The organism is Rhizobium quercicola (genome assembly GCF_021168455.1).
Classification (GTDB): domain Bacteria; phylum Pseudomonadota; class Alphaproteobacteria; order Rhizobiales; family Rhizobiaceae; genus Ferranicluibacter; species Ferranicluibacter quercicola.
This window is the reverse complement of record NZ_JAJOZR010000001.1, coordinates 711,626-727,164: the sequence shown is the minus strand read 5'-3', so window position 1 is coordinate 727,164 and position 15,539 is coordinate 711,626. Positions and strand designations below refer to the sequence as shown.

The window sequence follows — 15,539 nt, the reverse complement described above, 5'->3', positions numbered from 1 at the left end:
TGACCTGCGGACGCGGCAGATGAGCGAGGTCAGGGACGGGCCGAAGGTCGAGGCCAGAGACGAGGACACGTCGGGCCCCTTCGTCATTGCCGTCGCCAACCGGAAGGGCGGCACGGGAAAGACGACGACGGCAGTCAATCTGGCCGCCGGCCTTGCCCGTCGCGGCCTGCGCACGCTGCTGATCGATTTCGACAGCCAGGGCCATGCCGGGCTGGCATTCGGCGCTGTCGCGGGACGGGACGAGCCGACGGCGCATGCGGTGTTTTCGCATGGCCCGGAGGCGCTCGAACGCGCCATCATCCCGGCGGCGGAGAAGACGGGGTGGCCGGACCTCGCGCTGGCGGACACGAGGTCGCCGCACCCCGGCGGGATCGTGGCACCGGACCTGCTGGTGCGCGCGCTCGACGGACAGGGCATCCGCCAGCGCTACGACGTCGTGGTGATCGACACGCCGCCCTCGCTCGATGCGCTGATGGTGACCGCGCTGACGGCGGCCCACGCGGCGCTCGTGCCCTTCGTGCCGCACCCGCTGTCCATCGAAGGCGTGCGGCAGTTCAGTCGCGTCTTTTTCTCCGTGCGGCTGGGCACAAAGCCGCGTCTGCGGCATGTCGCCCTGCTGCCGGTCATGGCCAGTCCGCATGTTCTCGTGCACCGGCGGATGATCGAGTCCCTCCGCCTGGAGTTCGGCGATGACCGCATTCTCGATCCGATCCGGTCGGACATCCGCCTTGCCGAAGCCTTCGCAGCCCATCAGCCGATTTTCGGCTACATGCCGTCCGGGCGTGGCGCGCATGATTATGCGGCGCTGACAGCCTCCATCGCGACGCGCTGGAAACTCGGATCGTGATTTTCCTCGTTCACCGGACGCTCCGTTCTTTCAAATCGAAATCTAAATTAGTAGATAAAAACGAGTTCTGTTAGAACCGGGCGTCGTCCGTGTCGCCGGTCCCGGGAAGTCCTCGCGGTTCCGCGCATCGGGGCGGCATACCTCTCATCGTTCCCCCGCGGCATTCGCCCCGGCCACGATCGAATAGAAACGAGAACGGCATGACCCAACACTCCAAAGGCGCCTCCGGCAAGGCGGCGACGGGCATCATAGGCCTCGACGAGGTGATGCAAGGCGGCCTTCCGAAAGGGCGGACGACCCTGATCGAGGGCGGACCCGGCTGCGGCAAGACGGTCCTTGCCCTGCAGATGCTGGTCAATGGCGCCAAGCTGTCCGGCGAGCCCGGAATCTTCGTCGCCTTCGAGGAAAGTTCGCAGCGCATCGTCCAGAATGCGGGCACGTTCGGCTGGGATCTCGAAAGCCTGCAGCGCGACAACCTGTTCTTCATCGATGCTCAGCCGAGCTACGATCTGCTCCAGTCCGGCCCGTTCGACCTCGGCGGCATGCTTGCGGCCCTCGATGTCAAGGTCAAGGAGATGGGCGCCAAGCGCGTCGTCTTCGACGCGCTCGACATGGTCCTCGATCTCTTCGATCACCGCCGGGCCGCCCGGAACGAGACCTACCGGCTGCACCAGTGGCTGACCGAGCGCGGGCTGACGGCGGTGATCACGGCCAAGGCCAGCCCGCTGCTCAACGGCGGAACGTCGGAGGCGCTGGAGTTTCTGCAGTTCATGGTCGATTGCTCGATCTTCCTGCGCCATGACATGGTCGAGGGCACGTCCCAGAGAAGCGTCCGCGTCGGCAAGTTCCGAGGCTCGCCCTTCGAGGAGAACGCGACGCCCTTCGGGATCGGGCCGCGCGGAATCGAGGTCGCCTATGGCCGCAATGCCGACGATACGAAGCGCAAGGCATCGACCGAACGTCTGTCGAGCGGCGTCCGACGGCTGGATACGATGCTCGACGGTGGCTACTACCGGGGTGCCGGCATCCTGTTGACCGGCTCGCCCGGCACGGCGAAGACGACGCTGGCCGGCGCGTTCGCGGTCGCCTCCTGCGAGCGCGGCGACAGGACGCTGTTTGTCACGCTGGATTCCCCGGAAGAGGAAATTCTGCGCAATCTCAAGGTCGTCGGCGTCGATCTCGCGCCGCATGTGGCATCCGGCAAGCTGCTCTTCAAGACGATCCGATCGACGACGGCGAGTGCCGAAATTCATCTGATGCGGATCCGCGATATCGCCCGGTCTCACGGTGCGCGCTGTCTCGTCATCGACCCGGTCTCGGCGCTGTCGAAGTCCGGCAACCTCGGCACCGCACGGAACGTGGTCGAGCGCTTGATCGACTGGTCGAAGGCGCAGGAGATCACACTGCTCTGCACGAGCCTTCTGGAGGGGGACAATCCGCTCGCCGAGAGCACGGCCGTGCAGATCTCGACGCTCGCCGACACGTGGATCCACCTCAATTATCTCGTCCATGCCGGCGAACGCAATCGCGCGATCTCGATCATCAAGTCGCGTGGCAGCAACCATTCCAATCAGGTCCGCGAGCTGATCCTCAGTGCTTCGGGCATCTCGCTTGCCGACGTCTTCACCGCGGGCGGCGAGGTTCTCATGGGCGCCATGCGCTGGGAAAGGGAGCGGGCTGCGCAGCAGGAGCAGGCCGAGCGCGAGGCGCAACTGAAGCGCCGGCGGACGGAGCTTTCGGCGGAGGCCACGGCGCTTCAGGGCCGCATCGACGCCTTGCAGCAGGAGCTTTCCGAAAAGCGCAAGGATGTCGATCGCCTGAGCGCCGGCATCGCCGAGAGCGGTGCGGCCGCGATCGACAGTCTGGCCACGTTGCGCGAATTGCGCCGGGGAGACGTCAACGACACCGTATCGCAAGGCGAGCCCTGATGTCCGCGCCTGTGCATTTTCGTCTTTATGTCGCAGGCACCGCCCCGCACTCGCAGCGGGCCGCAGCCAATCTGCGCGCGTTCTGCGCGGCGCATCTCGGCGATCGCCATGAGATCGAGGTCATCGATCTCTTCGGCGATCCGCTCCGCGCTCTGACCGACAAGGTTCTCCTGACGCCGACGCTCGTCGTCAACAATGCCGGGTCGATCCGGCGGATCGTCGGCGATCTCAGCGAAACCTCCATGTTGCTGGACTTCGTCGGGGGCGGAGCGACGTGAGCCCGCGGGAGGCGGTCGTCGAAAGTGGAACAGACGAGCTCACGCTGCTGATCGAGCTGTTGCAGGAGACGCAGCAGCGCATCATGACCCTGACGGACGGCCTGGTCGATGCCGTCGTGCCCGCCTCCGGACACCTTCTGCTCCTGCCGGAAACCCAGACCCACTTCCGCGATCAGGCGATCGTCTATCAGGCCTTCGCCGCCGAGCGCACCGCCATTCTCGATGCCCTGCCGGCCCATGTCGCGCTTCTGAGCGCCACCGGCGAAATCCGCACGGTCAACGCCGTCTGGCTGGACTTCGCCGAACGGATTTCGACCATGCCGGGACTGGCCGTCGGCACGGCCTATGCCGATTTCTGGCGCGTGCCCGATGCCTTCGGCACCCTCGACACGCAGGCTGTCCGCGCATCCGTCGCCGCGGTTCTCGGCCGGGAGCGCAGGCTTTACGATGTCGAATATTGCCTGCACCTTTCCCCGTCGAAGCCGTGGTTCCGGCTCGTCGTCGCCTCGCTCGCCGATGATGCGGAACGGGGCGCCGTCGTCATGCACATCGACATCACCGAGCAGAAGGCGAACGAGGAAAAGGTGCGGCAGATGCAGCGGCTCGACGCGCTCGGCCAGCTGACGGGCGGCGTCGCGCATGATTTCAACAATCTGCTGATGGTCATCATGGGAAACGGCGAGGCGCTTCTCAACAGTCTTTCGGACGACGAACAGCGACGCGACTGGGCCGAACTGATCGTCCTTGCCTCCGAGAAAGGCGCAGCACTGACCAATCGCCTGCTGGCGTTCGCACGGCGTCAAGCGCTCGTGCCGGAAACGATCGACCTTTCGGCCCTGCTCGCGGGCATCGTCCAGCTCCTCCACCGCACGATCGGGGAGCATATCGCGATCACGGTTCCCACCATCGACGGACCCCGTCACGTTGACGCGGACCGGTCCCAGCTCGAAAACGCGGTCATCAATCTTTGCCTCAATGCCCGGGACGCCATGCCGCAAGGCGGCGCCATCACGCTGAGCCTGACGGACCGCGCCATCCATCCCGGCGACAGACCGCCTGCGGTCGACCTGCCTCCGGGTTCCTACGTTATGCTGACGGTGTCCGACACGGGTTGCGGCATGGATGCCGCAACCTTGATGCGCTCCTGCGAACCCTTTTTCACGACGAAGGCGATGGGAAAGGGCACCGGGCTCGGTCTCAGCGTCGTCTACGGCTTCATCAAGCAGTCGAACGGCGCGATCTCCATCGACTCGACCGTGGGAGCGGGCACCGACGTTCACCTCTGGCTGCCGCGGGTGTCGCAACCGGCTGCCAGGGCGGATGTCGGCGCGATGGTGACGGACGCGGCCAAGGGCCGGCGCATCCTGCTTGCGGAGGACGATCCTCTGGTCGCCCGCTCCGTTCGCCAGCAGCTCATCGGCTTCGGCTACGAGGTCGTGAGCGTTTCGAACGGTCACGAGGCGCTCGGCTATCTGGCGCGGGACGCGGCATTCGACCTCGTCTTTACCGACATCGTGATGTCGGGTGGCGTCAGCGGGCTGGAGCTGGTCCGCGATGCCGGGCGCCTCTATCCGCATCTCAAATTCCTGCTGACGTCAGGCTATGCCGATGCGCTGGACGATGCCTTGCGGGCGCGTCTCGCCGGCAACCTTCTCGCCAAACCCTACAAGCGATCCGCCCTGGCGGAAAAACTCGACGCCGTGCTCCGGCCATGACCGGCAGGGCGCCGGGCCGTCGACGCCGATGCGCATGCACGACACCCGACCGCAGAGAGAAAGCAGCATGACCTGATATGGATATTCTGATCATCGAAGACGACATCCTCATTGCAAAGACAATGAAAAGCACGTGGCCGGTCGCCGGCGACACGCTGCAGGTCGTCTCGACCTATGCGCAGTCCCTCAGCCTGATCACCGGGCCGGAACTGATGCTGTTCGATGCCGTCGTGCTCGACATTCATCTTCCGGATGGCGACGGCCTCGGCATCCTGCGCACGATCCGCACGCATTCGACGGTGCCGATCGTGATGATCTCGGGCACGGGCACGCCGGATACGCGCGCCGGTGTGTTCGACGTCGGGGCGGACGACTACCTGATGAAGCCCTTTTCCGTGCGCGAGCTTCAGGCGCGGGTGGCGCGGCTCGTGACGGTGCGCAGGGCGGCCCGGCCGGAGGCACCCGCGGCGAGCTTCCTGGTCGATCGGGTCGCGTGCGATCTCCAGGTCCGGCACCTCAGTCTCGGGGCGGCCGTCGCGCCGTTGACGGATGCGGAGGCGCGCATCCTCGGCTACCTCTACGCCAATGCCGGCCGGACCTGCAGCAAGTCCGCCATCTACAAGCACGCCTTCTTCCGCGCCTACAATCCTGCGGACAAGACGCTCGACGTCTATGTCGGACGGATCCGGCGGAAACTGTCCACGCTCGATGCGCAGAGCGCACTGCAATTGCAGACGGCGCGCGGTATCGGCTACCGGCTGGAGGTCTCGCAACGCTGACAGCGGGTCGTGACAGACCGTGTTGTGCGGACTATGCAGCGGCGTATGCCGGGAAAGCCGACGCCGAGGTCATCGACGGGGGAAGGCGCCTTTCGATTCGGATGTCGGCTTCGGCCCGGGGCGCGCCCGACGACCGGCGGACCTGAAGGCGCAGGCCGAGCGCTTCGAGCGCCTTGAGCTGCCCGATCTGATCGGGCGACAGGCCTGCATGATGATCTTCCGAATGCGTGACCTGAATGCGCTCGAACAGGTCCGGCGTGTGCTGCGCGATGATGCGCAATTCGCCGCCCAGCGTCGCCAGCGCACCGGCGTTCACCGGGATATTGAACCGCACGCTCGGCCCCTCAGACGACATGTCCCGCAGCTTTTCCTGAACCAGAGAGAGATTGCAGAGGAACAGCGTCCGCGCCTGTTCGATGTTCAGCGCGGCCATAAGATCGGCCGGGGCGACGGTTCCCAGACTGCGATGCTGCAGAGTGTTGACCAGCCGCAGCGAGGCCGGGCTGGCGCCGCTGGCGCTCTGGGGCGCAAAGGACATGGACAGGGCGCCGCTCCAGACAGCGTCGAAAATATCGATCCGCTGCAGCGTGATCATGGCATCCCGATCCAGCCGCGCGGGAAGGCCCCGGTGGGGCATGCCTGCCGTCACGTCGCGACTCCGGGAAAGATCGATCTCTGATGCGATAGCCTGGCCAATCATTGTCATGCTCCATGTGCAACGTGGCGTGATCATGCAGCGGGCGGCTTAACCGACTCTCTTGGAATCGTAAAAAACAGTAAACCGGTGCCGGGCGCGCCGGCCCGAAGCCCGGGTCTTCGGTCGCCAGCGGCGGTCACGCAGATCTGAACGGCGTGATCCCGAAGGCTTGGTCTGCGTATAACATATTTGAAAGACGGGCATCTCTCGTCCTTCGAATATTGGCGGTTGCCGATCGAGCGAGGGAATGCAAGATGCGGCGCGAGACTGGAGGTTGCATATGCGCAAGCGATCATGCACCTGCGGACGTTGCAAGACGAAGAGGGTTCGGCGGTGCTGATCCGCGCGGACAATGAGGAGAGAGAGATGGCTGACGGACGCAAGGCAGGGCCGCAACAACCACCGGCCGGCGGGTGGGGCGCACTGAATGCGGTCGAGCAGCATCTGAGCAAGCAGCAGATTCTCCTGAAGGGCAATCGCGCGCTTTTGTCGATGAACAAGCCCGGCGGCTTCGATTGCCCGAGCTGCGCCTGGCCGGATCCGGAAAAGCCGCATTTTGCCGAATATTGCGAGAATGGCGCCAAGGCCGTCGCCTGGGAGGCGACGAAGAAGCGGACGGGACCGGATTTCTTCGCCGCGAACCGGGTCGAGGACCTGAAGGCCTGGAGCGATCACGAGCTGGAGGCGCATGGCCGCCTGACACATCCGATGCGCTACGACGCCGCGACGGACACCTACCAACCGGTGGACTGGTCGGTTGCCCTCGCCGAAATCGGAGCCACGCTGCGCAACCTCGATCCGAAGCGCGTCGCGTTCTACACATCCGGGCGGGCCTCCAACGAGGCGGCCTTCCTCTGGCAGCTGCACGGCCGGCTGTTCGGCACGAACAATTTTCCCGATTGCTCGGATATGTGCCATGCGACGACGACGGTCGCGCTGCCGGAGAGCATCGGCATCGGCAAGGGCACGGTGACGCTGGAGGACTGGGAGCACTGCGACGCGCTCTTCATCATCGGCCAGAACCCCGGCACGAACAGCCCGCGGATGATGACCTATCTGCACGACATGGCCAAGCGCGGCGTGCCGATCGTCACCTTCAATCCGCTGAAGGAGCGGGCGCTTCTCCGGTTTACCGACCCGCAGAGCCCGGTTGAGATGTTGACGGGCCGGGGGCAGACGATCAGCTCGAACTATTTCCAGCTGCGCACCGGCGGCGACATCATGGCCATGCAGGGCATCTGCAAGGCGGTGATCGCGGCCGACGATGCGGCGCTTGCGTCGGGTGCCCCGCGCATTCTCGATACAGCGTTTCTGGACGAGCATACGGCGGGCTTTGCCGCTTTCGCCGCCTTCATCCGGGGCCTTGGCTGGGATGAGATCGAGCACTACACCGCTCTGCGGCGCGACCAGCTCGAGCAAGCCGCAGAGATCTATATGAAGGCCGAGCGGGTCATCGCCTGCTGGGGCATGGGCATCACCCAGCACAAGCACGGCGGCGATGCCCTGCAGCAGATCCTCAACCTGTTGTTCCTGCGCGGCAATATCGGCCGTCTCGGCGCCGGCGCGTGCCCGATCCGCGGGCATTCGAACGTTCAGGGCGACCGCACGGTCGGGATCAACAAGACGCCGACGGAGGATTTTCTCGCCCAGCTGGATGCGGCCTTCGGTTTTGTCAGCCCGCGCGAGCACGGTCACGATACGGCCGAGTGCTGCGAGGCGATCCTTGACGGCGAGGTCGATGCGTTTCTGGCGCTGGGCGGAAATTTCTTCCGCGCGATCCCGGATATCGAGCGGATCGCGGAGAAGGTGCCGGCGATCGGCCTGACGGTGCAGATCGCGACCAAGCTCAACCGCAGCCACCTCATCCACGGTAAGCAGGCCTATATTCTGCCGGCTCTCGGGCGGACGGAGCTCGATCTCCAGCACGGTGTCGCCCAGACGGTGACGGTCGAGGACAGTTTTTCGATGGTGCATGGCTCCACGGGGCGTCTGGCGCCGGCCAGCGAACACTGCCGCTCGGAGCCATGGATCGTCGCCAACCTTGCCAAGGCCACCGTCGCGGATCGCGCCGCCATCGACTGGGACGGCCTCGTTGCCGATTACGACCGTATCCGCGACAAGATCGAAGAGGTCCTGCCCGAGCAGTTCCGCGATTACAACATCCGCATCGGCAAGCCCGGCGGCTTCCGCCTGCCGAACGGCGCGAGCGAGCGGCGCTGGGCGACGCCGACCGGCAAGGCGAACTTTCTCTTCAATCCCGACCTGAAGGACCAGAAGGACGAGGCGCCGCAAAAGCCGCATCTCCAGCTGATGACGCTGCGCAGCCACGACCAGTTCAACACGACGATCTACTCCAACAACGACCGCTACCGCGGCATATCCGGAGACCGCATGGTGGTCTTCATGAACGAGACCGATATGGCGGCGCTCGGTGTGCCGGAAGGAACGGTCGTCGATTTCGCGGCCGTGGCTGCCGATGGCATCGAGCGGCGGGCCGGCGGCTTCAAGGTCGTGGCCTACGACGTGCCGCAGGGCTGCTGTGCCGCCTACTATCCCGAGACGAACGGCCTTCTGTCCCTGGCGCATCGCGACACGCGCAGCAACACGCCGGCGGCCAAATCCGTGCCCGTGGTCATCACCCGCACGCAGCCGGCCATGCCCGCCTGATCCCTCTTGCACCGGTGCCGCCGCTCCCGCGCACAGGCTGCGAAGCCGGTTGGAGCCATGCTTGCCGGGAAGGGCGGGTGCATGTTGTTCGAGACACCGTCGACCAGGGCGGGCGCGGTCAATGACCGCGCCGACCAAGTTTCGATCATCGAAACCTGCTATTAATCTCGCCTCGGTAGTTTCCATCTCCGAAGAGCAACCGCGTCTCTTGCCCGGCCGCATGATGCGTGCCGGCATTCGCCGGAAACGGCATGTCCCATCTCTGCAGCCGGAAGCCCCGTCACGCCCGTCGCCACATCGACAGGTTGCGTCGGCGCCCGCACTGCCCGAAAATTCTGCCTCGCGATTGCGCCTGACGATCTAGGAAATCCTCCCGTGACCAAGACATCCAACCTCATGACGCGCATTCTGGTGGCTGCGTCGGTGGTCGTTGCCGCCGCCTTTGCCGGCTTCTCCTTCTATATCGACACACTGCAGCGGAACACGACGACGCATGCCGTCGAGGAGAATATCGCCTTCTCCGGCAAGCAGGCCGCGCAGAGCGTGGCGAACTGGCTGAACGGCCGCGTGACCCTGACGGCGATGGTGGCCGATGCCGCCGCCAATGCCCCCGACAAGGACGCTCTCCTGACCGTTCTCAAGAACGATGTCCTCGTGAAGGAGTTCATGAGCACCTATATCGGCGACCAGGCCGGCACCTTCACCTCATGGCCCGTTACCAACCTGCCGGCCGGTTACGATCCGCGCCAGCGTCCCTGGTACCAGGATGCGGTGAAGGCGAAGGGCGACGTTCTTACCGACCCCTATATTGACGCCTCCACCGGCGACCTGATCATCAGCGCGGCCGTGCCGGTGATGAAGAACGGGACCCTCATGGGCGTTGCCGGCAGCGATTTCACGCTGAAGACACTGGTTTCGATGATCCGCTCGATCGATGCCGGGGCCGGCGGCTTTGCCTTCCTCGTCAACAAGTCGGGCCAGATCCTCGTGCATCCCGATGCGAAGCTCGTGACGAAGACGCTGGCTGACGCCTTTCCGGCCGCGACACCCACGATCGGCAGCGGCATCATGGAGACGGAAACGAACGGCAAGCCGATGCTCGTGAGCTTCGTGCCCGTCGCAGGCCTGCCCACGGTCGAGTGGTATGTCGGCTTTGCCGTCGATGCCGATCAGGTCTATTCCGCCATCGGGCATTTCCGCATCGCCGCGACCATCGCCACGCTTCTGGCCGTCGGCGCCATGATCGTCTTCCTGGCGAGCCTTCTCAGCCGCCTCGTCATCCGTCCGGTCACCGACATGACCCGCGCCATGGAAAAGCTGGCGTCGGGCGATCTGAAGACCGAGATTCCGGGACAGGAGCGCCGCGACCAGATCGGTTCCATGGCCGCGGCCGTCGCCGTGTTCCGCACCAATGCCATCGACCGGATCCGCCTGGAAACCGAAGCCGAGAGCGGGCGTTCGCTGTCGGAGCGCGAGCAGCGCGAACGCGAGGCCGCCAAGGCCCGTGAGACGGCGGACATCCAGCATGCCGTCGAGGCGCTCGCCACCGGCCTCGGCCGTCTTGCGGACGGTGACCTCGGTTACCGCATCTCCACACCCTTCGTCCTCGATCTCGACCGGCTGCGCGCCGACTTCAACCATGCGGTTTCCAGGCTGCATGACGCGATGCGGGCCGTGGGCAGCAATGCGCGCGCCATCGATGCCGGTGCCAGCGAAATCCGCCACGCGGCGGACGATCTTGCCCGTCGCACGGAGCAGCAGGCGGCCTCCGTCGAGGAAACCGCGGCAGCGCTGGAAGAGATTACCACCACGGTGCGCGACAGTGCGCGCCGGGCCGAGGAAGTCGGCCAGCTCGTCGCCCGCGCCCGTGCCGGTGCGGAAACCTCCGGCGAGATCGTCGGCAAGGCCGTCAGCGCCATGCAGGGCATCGAGACATCCTCCAACGAGATCGGCAACATCATCGGCGTGATCGACGACATCGCCTTCCAGACGAACCTGCTCGCCCTCAACGCAGGCGTCGAGGCGGCGCGTGCCGGCGAGGCGGGCAAGGGCTTTGCCGTGGTGGCGCAGGAAGTGCGCGAACTGGCACAGCGCTCCGCGAAGGCGGCCAAGGAGATCAAGGCGCTCATCAACACCTCCAGCGGGCAGGTCCGTGCCGGCGTGTCGCTGGTCGGCGAAACCGGCCAGTCGCTTCAGGCGATCGCCGGGCAGGTGCAGGAGATCAACGCGCATATCGCGGCGATCGTCACGGCAAGCCGCGAGCAATCGACCGGCCTTCAGGAGATCAACACGGCCGTCAATACCATGGACCAGGGCACGCAGCAGAACGCCGCCATGGTCGAGGAGCAGACGGCGGCGAGCCATGGCCTTGCCGGCGAAGCGGCCGCGCTGAACGCGCTGCTCGCGCAGTTCGATCTGGGTGAAGGCAGCGGCGCGGCGCGGTACCAGCCGGCCTCGCGCCGGGCTGCCTGATCAGACGCAGACGGTCGCAGCGCGCGCCCGGAGCGGATGCGCGCTGCGAAGACCTTGTCGGCTCCGTCGATCTATCGCCGGACGATCACGCTGCCGGGGTCGCCGCGCTGCTCCCAACCCGCCCGCTCCAGGGCCGGCGTGTCGTCCTCGGCGGTGGGGTAGCCGAGGCAGAAGTAGCCGATGAAGTGCCAGCTTTCGGGCACGGCAAGCGCGGCCACGACCTCGGCCGGATCGAGGATCGACAGCCAGCCGAGCCCGAGACCTTCGGCACGGGCGGCCAGCCACAGCGTGTGGACCGCGAGCACCACGGAATAATCGAGCGTTTCCGGCATGGTCGCGCGCCCGAGCCCGTGACCCTGCAGAACCGAGCGATCGCAAAAGACCGCGAACTGGCAGGGGGCCGCGTCGAGGCCCGCGAGCTTCAACCGTGCATACCGCTCGGCCCTTTCACCGGAATAGCCGGCAAGCGCCGTGGCATTGCACGCCTCGAACACCTGGCGCACCGTCGCCCGTCGCCCGGCATCCTCCACGAAGACGAAGCGCCAAGGCTGGCTGAGGCCGACGGAGGGGGCAAGGCCGGCCGCTTGCACCAGCCGCTCGATCGTCCCCGCCGGGAGCGGATCGGTGCGAAACTGGCGCACGTCGCGGCGCCAGGTCAGAAGCTGCGTCAGCTCCGCGCGGAAAGCGGCGTCGAATGTCTTCTTCGGCGGCATCGGCCACATTCCTTCGGCTTGGCGCGGGCATGGGCACGCGGCGGACTGCCGGCTGCATAGCAGGCGACGGGCAGCGAGCGCCAGACGATGAGTTCCGTCTTTCTGAGGAAACGCTTATGGGCGGTGCGATGCGCCGTCCGCCGGTGTCGGGGACATGCCGCTACCCCGCAGGCGCTCGCCCGTGCGGCGTGCGCGATACGGGATAGAGTGCGGTGAACCGCGTTCCGGGTACGGGCAGGGGATGACAGTCCACGCCATAGACCTCCGAGATCGTTGCGGGGTCCATGACCGTCTCCGTCGGGCCCGATATGTGCACGCGGCCGTCTTTCAGCAGGAGAACCTCGTCGGCATAGCGTGTGGCGAGGTTGAGGTCGTGCAGCACGGCGAGGGTCACCACCGCGTGGCTGCGCGTGTGCTCGGCCACGGCATCGAGGATCTGCAGCTGATTGGACAGATCGAGCGCGGAGGTCGGCTCGTCGAGGAGAAGCAGGCGCGGCCGGCGCACGAGCGCCAGCGCGAGACCGATCATCTGCCGTTCTCCGCCGGAAAGCTGGCCGGGGCGGCAGCGGGCAAAGCGCGACAGGCCGAGCGTCTCCAGCGTCTCCTCCGCGCGGCGAAACGCTTCGGGCGGTGCTCGCCAGGAGCGTCGTCCCCCGCTCTGGGCGAGAAGCAGCAGTTCGAACACATCCAGGGCGACATCGAGCTGCGCCAGATCCTGAGCGACATAGCCGACCTGTCGCGCCCGGTCGAGCGGGCGCATGGCGAGGAGATCGGCCTGATCGAGCCGGACGCGGCCGTCGCCGCGCCGCATGCCGCAGAAGCCCTTCAGCAGCGTCGATTTGCCGGCGCCGTTCGGCCCGAGGACGGCGAGCATCCGGCCGGGTCTGGCGTCGAAGGACACGGTCTGCACCACGCGCCGCGCGCCGATGGTGACGCTGTAGTTTTCGACGGAGAAGCTCATGCGCCCGGGCTCCGCGACTGACGCAGCACGAGAAAGATGAAGAAGGGCAGGCCGGTCAGCGACGTCACCATGCTGAGCGGGAGCACCGCGCCCGGCACGATGACCTTGGTCGCGAGAGAGGCGAGAACGGCAAAGACGCCGCCGACGGCCACCGTCGCGGCAATCGTGAAGCGATGATCCTCGCCCACCAGCAGCCTTGCCACATGCGGGCCGACGAGCCCGATGAAGCCGATGATGCCGACGACGGCGGTGACGGCACCGGCAAGCAGCGCCGAGATGGTCAGCATGAGGATCCTCAGCGCCCGGACGCGCACGCCGAAGACGATCGCCTCTTCGCCGAAGGAACGGATGGTCGTCAGCGCCCAGGCGTTCAGAAGGACGATGGGCAGCGCTACGGCGCAGAGCCCGCCCGCGATCGAAACCTTCAGCCAGGTCGCGCGCTGCAGGGAGCCCATCAGCCAGAAGACGATGCTCTGCAGCTGATCGACGCTCGCCATGTACTGGACGAGCGACAGGAGCGAGGAAAAGACGAAGTGGAGGGCGATGCCGAGCAGCGTGATCGCCTGAACGCTCGTGCCGCCGCGCGTGAGGGCAAGGACGAGCCCGGTTGCCAGAAGCCCGAACAGGAAGGCGTTTGCGGCCGTCAGCAGTTCGGGCGGCATCCACGGCATGGCGGAGGTCAGCGAAACGGAAAAGCCGAGCGACAACGCCGCGCCGAAACCGGCGGCGGAGGACACGCCGAGCGTGAAGGGCTCTGCCAGCGGATTGTCGAGAATCGTCTGCATCAGAAGCCCGGAGAGCGACAGCGCGATCCCCGTCACCAGCGCCATGAGGGTCATCGGCATGCGCAGTTCCCAGACGACGAACAGATGGCTGGCATCCGCCGTCGATGGCGACAGCAGCACGGCCGCGACCTCGGCAGGCGAGAGCGTGCCCGAGCCGATGGCGATATCGGCGATGAAGGCGCAGGCGAGCACGACGAGGAGCGCGGCGATGATCAGCACGCGCCGCATCACCGAAGCGTCGTAATGCGCCTCGGCGCTCGCCGGCGCTGTGGTTTCCGTCAGGGGTAATGCCAAATCGTTCTCTGCCTATCTCGGCCCGTGCGCCCGTCGACCCATGGACCGTCTCACATGATGACGGGCCGCGTGGGCGGCCCGTCGGCAATGATGATGTTTCGCAGCCGGTTACTTGGCCGGCGCGGCTTTTGCCCCATAGACCGTCGTCAGGCCCTTGGGAAGACCCGTGAAGCTGCCGATGATGGTCGCGAGATCGGCATCGGGGTCGAGTTCGGCAAAGCGTTCGGGATAGAAGGCCTTGGCGAGATATTCGACGGCGTAGATATTCCAGGCGCTGGCATAGAGCTGGTGGTAGAGGCCGACGACGCGGTTCTCTTCGACGGCCTTGATGTAGGAGAAGCCCTTGCGCGCCGACAGCGTGCGAAGCGAGGCCTCGACGGCAGCCTTGTCGGCATTCAGGCCGAAGGCGGGGGAGACCGAGCCTTCGTTCGAGAACGGCGAGCCCGTCATCACGAAGACATCCGGCTTTTCGGCCATCAGCGTTTCCGTCGTCACGTCTCCGGTGCGGCCCTTGACCAGCTGGGTGCCGATGTTGATGCCGCCGGCATCCGCGACCAGCTTGCCCCAGTAGACATCGCCATGCGTGAAGCAGCAGGAGTCGAGACCCTTCTGCCCGGCCTTGGCTTCCACGAAGACCTTCGGCTTTTCGGCACCGGCAAAGCCGGCCTGCACCTTGGCAAGGCGTTCGGCATAGAAATCGGTGAATGCCTTGGCTTCCGTCTCGCGGTTCAGCACCTTGCCGAGGAGGTTGACGGTCTTGGGAGCGTTGACGGTCGGTTCGAGCTCGGTATCGATGAGGACGATCGGAATGCCGAGCTTTGCCAGCCGGTTGAAGAGATCCGCATCGTCGAGCGCCTGCCGCACACGCGTCTGGAAGACGAGCAGGTCGGGCTTGGTGGCGGCGACCTGTTCGAGATTGACCTGGCCTTCGTCATCGAACTTCATGTCGATCGGCTTGGCCGAGCTTTCCGGCCATTGCTTCTGGAAGACGGCCCAGGATGCCGGGTCGGAGCGGGAGAGAATGTTGTTCCAGGCGACGACGCGTGCGAAGGGATCGGCACGATCGAGCAGCGCCAGCGCAAAGAGATCGCGGCCATCCTGCACGACGATGCGCTTCGGCTCCGCCGGAATCGTGATCTCGCGGCCCGAGAGGTCCTTGATGACGAGGGGATAATCGGTGGCGCCGGCCGTGCCGGCGGAAAGGAGCGTCCAGGCGGATGCGACAAAGGCCGCCGTCAAAACGGCTGATCTGAGGAGGCGCATGGGTATGAATTCCTTCGAAAAACGGTTGCTCTAGCCGCCTTCCTCCCGCATGCACTCCCTGCCACGCCCCGACCAATTGGCTGTTCATGGTCGATGCGCAGTTGCTAAAGGATAAAGATGAGCGCGTCAATCAAGTATGA

General features: G+C 65.8%; 12 protein-coding genes. 7 read left to right on the top strand and 5 right to left on the bottom strand.

The window, feature by feature from the left end:
* The first annotated feature begins 19 nt into the window (after positions 1 to 19).
* The 5 genes from LRX75_RS03170 to LRX75_RS03150 all read left to right on the top strand — a co-directional run bounded on the left by LRX75_RS03170 (position 20) and on the right by LRX75_RS03150 (position 5,547).
* Positions 20 to 847, top strand: coding sequence for a ParA family protein (locus tag LRX75_RS03170; protein ID WP_231811798.1), 828 nt, complete (start codon positions 20 to 22; stop codon positions 845 to 847).
* Between the two features lie 200 nt (positions 848 to 1,047).
* Positions 1,048 to 2,775, top strand: a complete 1,728-nt coding sequence (gene kaiC / locus LRX75_RS03165; protein WP_231811796.1) for a circadian clock protein KaiC — start codon at positions 1,048 to 1,050, stop codon at positions 2,773 to 2,775.
* Positions 2,775 to 3,053 carry a circadian clock KaiB family protein gene (locus LRX75_RS03160; RefSeq protein ID WP_231811794.1) on the top strand — a complete coding sequence of 93 codons (279 nt, stop codon included), beginning with the start codon at positions 2,775 to 2,777 and terminating at the stop codon, positions 3,051 to 3,053. The genes kaiC and LRX75_RS03160 overlap by 1 nt, the downstream gene beginning before the upstream one ends.
* On the top strand, positions 3,050 to 4,768 hold the full coding sequence (locus LRX75_RS03155) for an ATP-binding protein (protein WP_231811791.1): 1,719 nt from the start codon (positions 3,050 to 3,052) through the stop codon (positions 4,766 to 4,768). Before LRX75_RS03160 ends, LRX75_RS03155 begins: the two co-directional genes overlap by 4 nt.
* A 77-nt stretch (positions 4,769 to 4,845) precedes the next feature.
* A complete protein-coding gene (locus LRX75_RS03150; RefSeq protein WP_231811788.1) occupies positions 4,846 to 5,547 on the top strand; it encodes a response regulator transcription factor in 702 nt (233 codons plus the stop codon).
* Between the two features lie 31 nt (positions 5,548 to 5,578).
* Here the strand turns inward: LRX75_RS03150 and LRX75_RS03145 are convergent, their stop codons facing one another.
* On the bottom strand, positions 5,579 to 6,196 hold the full coding sequence (locus LRX75_RS03145; protein WP_231811785.1) for a hypothetical protein: 618 nt from the start codon (positions 6,194 to 6,196) through the stop codon (positions 5,579 to 5,581).
* Positions 6,197 to 6,610: 414 nt separating this feature from the next.
* Here LRX75_RS03145 and LRX75_RS03140 point away from each other — a divergent pair, with 414 nt between their 5' ends.
* Entirely contained in the window at positions 6,611 to 8,911 is a 2,301-nt protein-coding gene (locus LRX75_RS03140; protein WP_231811782.1) for an FdhF/YdeP family oxidoreductase, read from the top strand.
* 375 nt (positions 8,912 to 9,286) lie between these two features.
* Positions 9,287 to 11,383, top strand: coding sequence for a methyl-accepting chemotaxis protein McpU (mcpU, locus tag LRX75_RS03135; protein ID WP_476748526.1), 2,097 nt, complete (start codon positions 9,287 to 9,289; stop codon positions 11,381 to 11,383).
* Positions 11,384 to 11,454: 71 nt separating this feature from the next.
* Here the strand turns inward: mcpU and bluB are convergent, their stop codons facing one another.
* The 4 genes from bluB to LRX75_RS03115 all read right to left on the bottom strand — a co-directional run bounded on the left by bluB (position 11,455) and on the right by LRX75_RS03115 (position 15,399).
* Positions 11,455 to 12,096 (bottom strand): 5,6-dimethylbenzimidazole synthase, encoded by a 642-nt coding sequence (gene bluB / locus LRX75_RS03130; RefSeq protein ID WP_231811779.1) that lies wholly within the window; start codon positions 12,094 to 12,096, stop codon positions 11,455 to 11,457.
* 160 nt (positions 12,097 to 12,256) lie between these two features.
* On the bottom strand, positions 12,257 to 13,057 hold the full coding sequence (locus LRX75_RS03125) for an ABC transporter ATP-binding protein (RefSeq protein WP_231811777.1): 801 nt from the start codon (positions 13,055 to 13,057) through the stop codon (positions 12,257 to 12,259).
* Positions 13,054 to 14,136 (bottom strand): FecCD family ABC transporter permease, encoded by a 1,083-nt coding sequence (locus LRX75_RS03120; protein ID WP_231811775.1) that lies wholly within the window; start codon positions 14,134 to 14,136, stop codon positions 13,054 to 13,056. Before LRX75_RS03120 ends, LRX75_RS03125 begins: the two co-directional genes overlap by 4 nt.
* Before the next feature lie 108 nt (positions 14,137 to 14,244).
* Complete coding sequence (locus LRX75_RS03115; RefSeq protein ID WP_231811773.1) at positions 14,245 to 15,399, bottom strand: ABC transporter substrate-binding protein; 1,155 nt, start codon at positions 15,397 to 15,399, stop codon at positions 14,245 to 14,247.
* Positions 15,400 to 15,539: the final 140 nt, after the last annotated feature.

Bases quoted from the DNA above. Each gene is read 5' to 3' on its own strand.
- kaiC (WP_231811796.1), top strand. From the start codon at position 1,048: ATGACCCAACACTCCAAAGGCGCCTCCGGCAAGGCGGCGACGGGCATC.
- LRX75_RS03125 (WP_231811777.1), bottom strand. From the start codon at position 13,057: ATGAGCTTCTCCGTCGAAAACTACAGCGTCACCATCGGCGCGCGGCGC.
- LRX75_RS03150 (WP_231811788.1), top strand. From the start codon at position 4,846: ATGGATATTCTGATCATCGAAGACGACATCCTCATTGCAAAGACAATG.
- LRX75_RS03140 (WP_231811782.1), top strand. From the start codon at position 6,611: ATGGCTGACGGACGCAAGGCAGGGCCGCAACAACCACCGGCCGGCGGG.
- LRX75_RS03160 (WP_231811794.1), top strand. From the start codon at position 2,775: ATGTCCGCGCCTGTGCATTTTCGTCTTTATGTCGCAGGCACCGCCCCG.
- bluB (WP_231811779.1), bottom strand. From the start codon at position 12,096: ATGCCGCCGAAGAAGACATTCGACGCCGCTTTCCGCGCGGAGCTGACG.
- LRX75_RS03170 (WP_231811798.1), top strand. From the start codon at position 20: ATGAGCGAGGTCAGGGACGGGCCGAAGGTCGAGGCCAGAGACGAGGAC.
- LRX75_RS03115 (WP_231811773.1), bottom strand. From the start codon at position 15,399: ATGCGCCTCCTCAGATCAGCCGTTTTGACGGCGGCCTTTGTCGCATCC.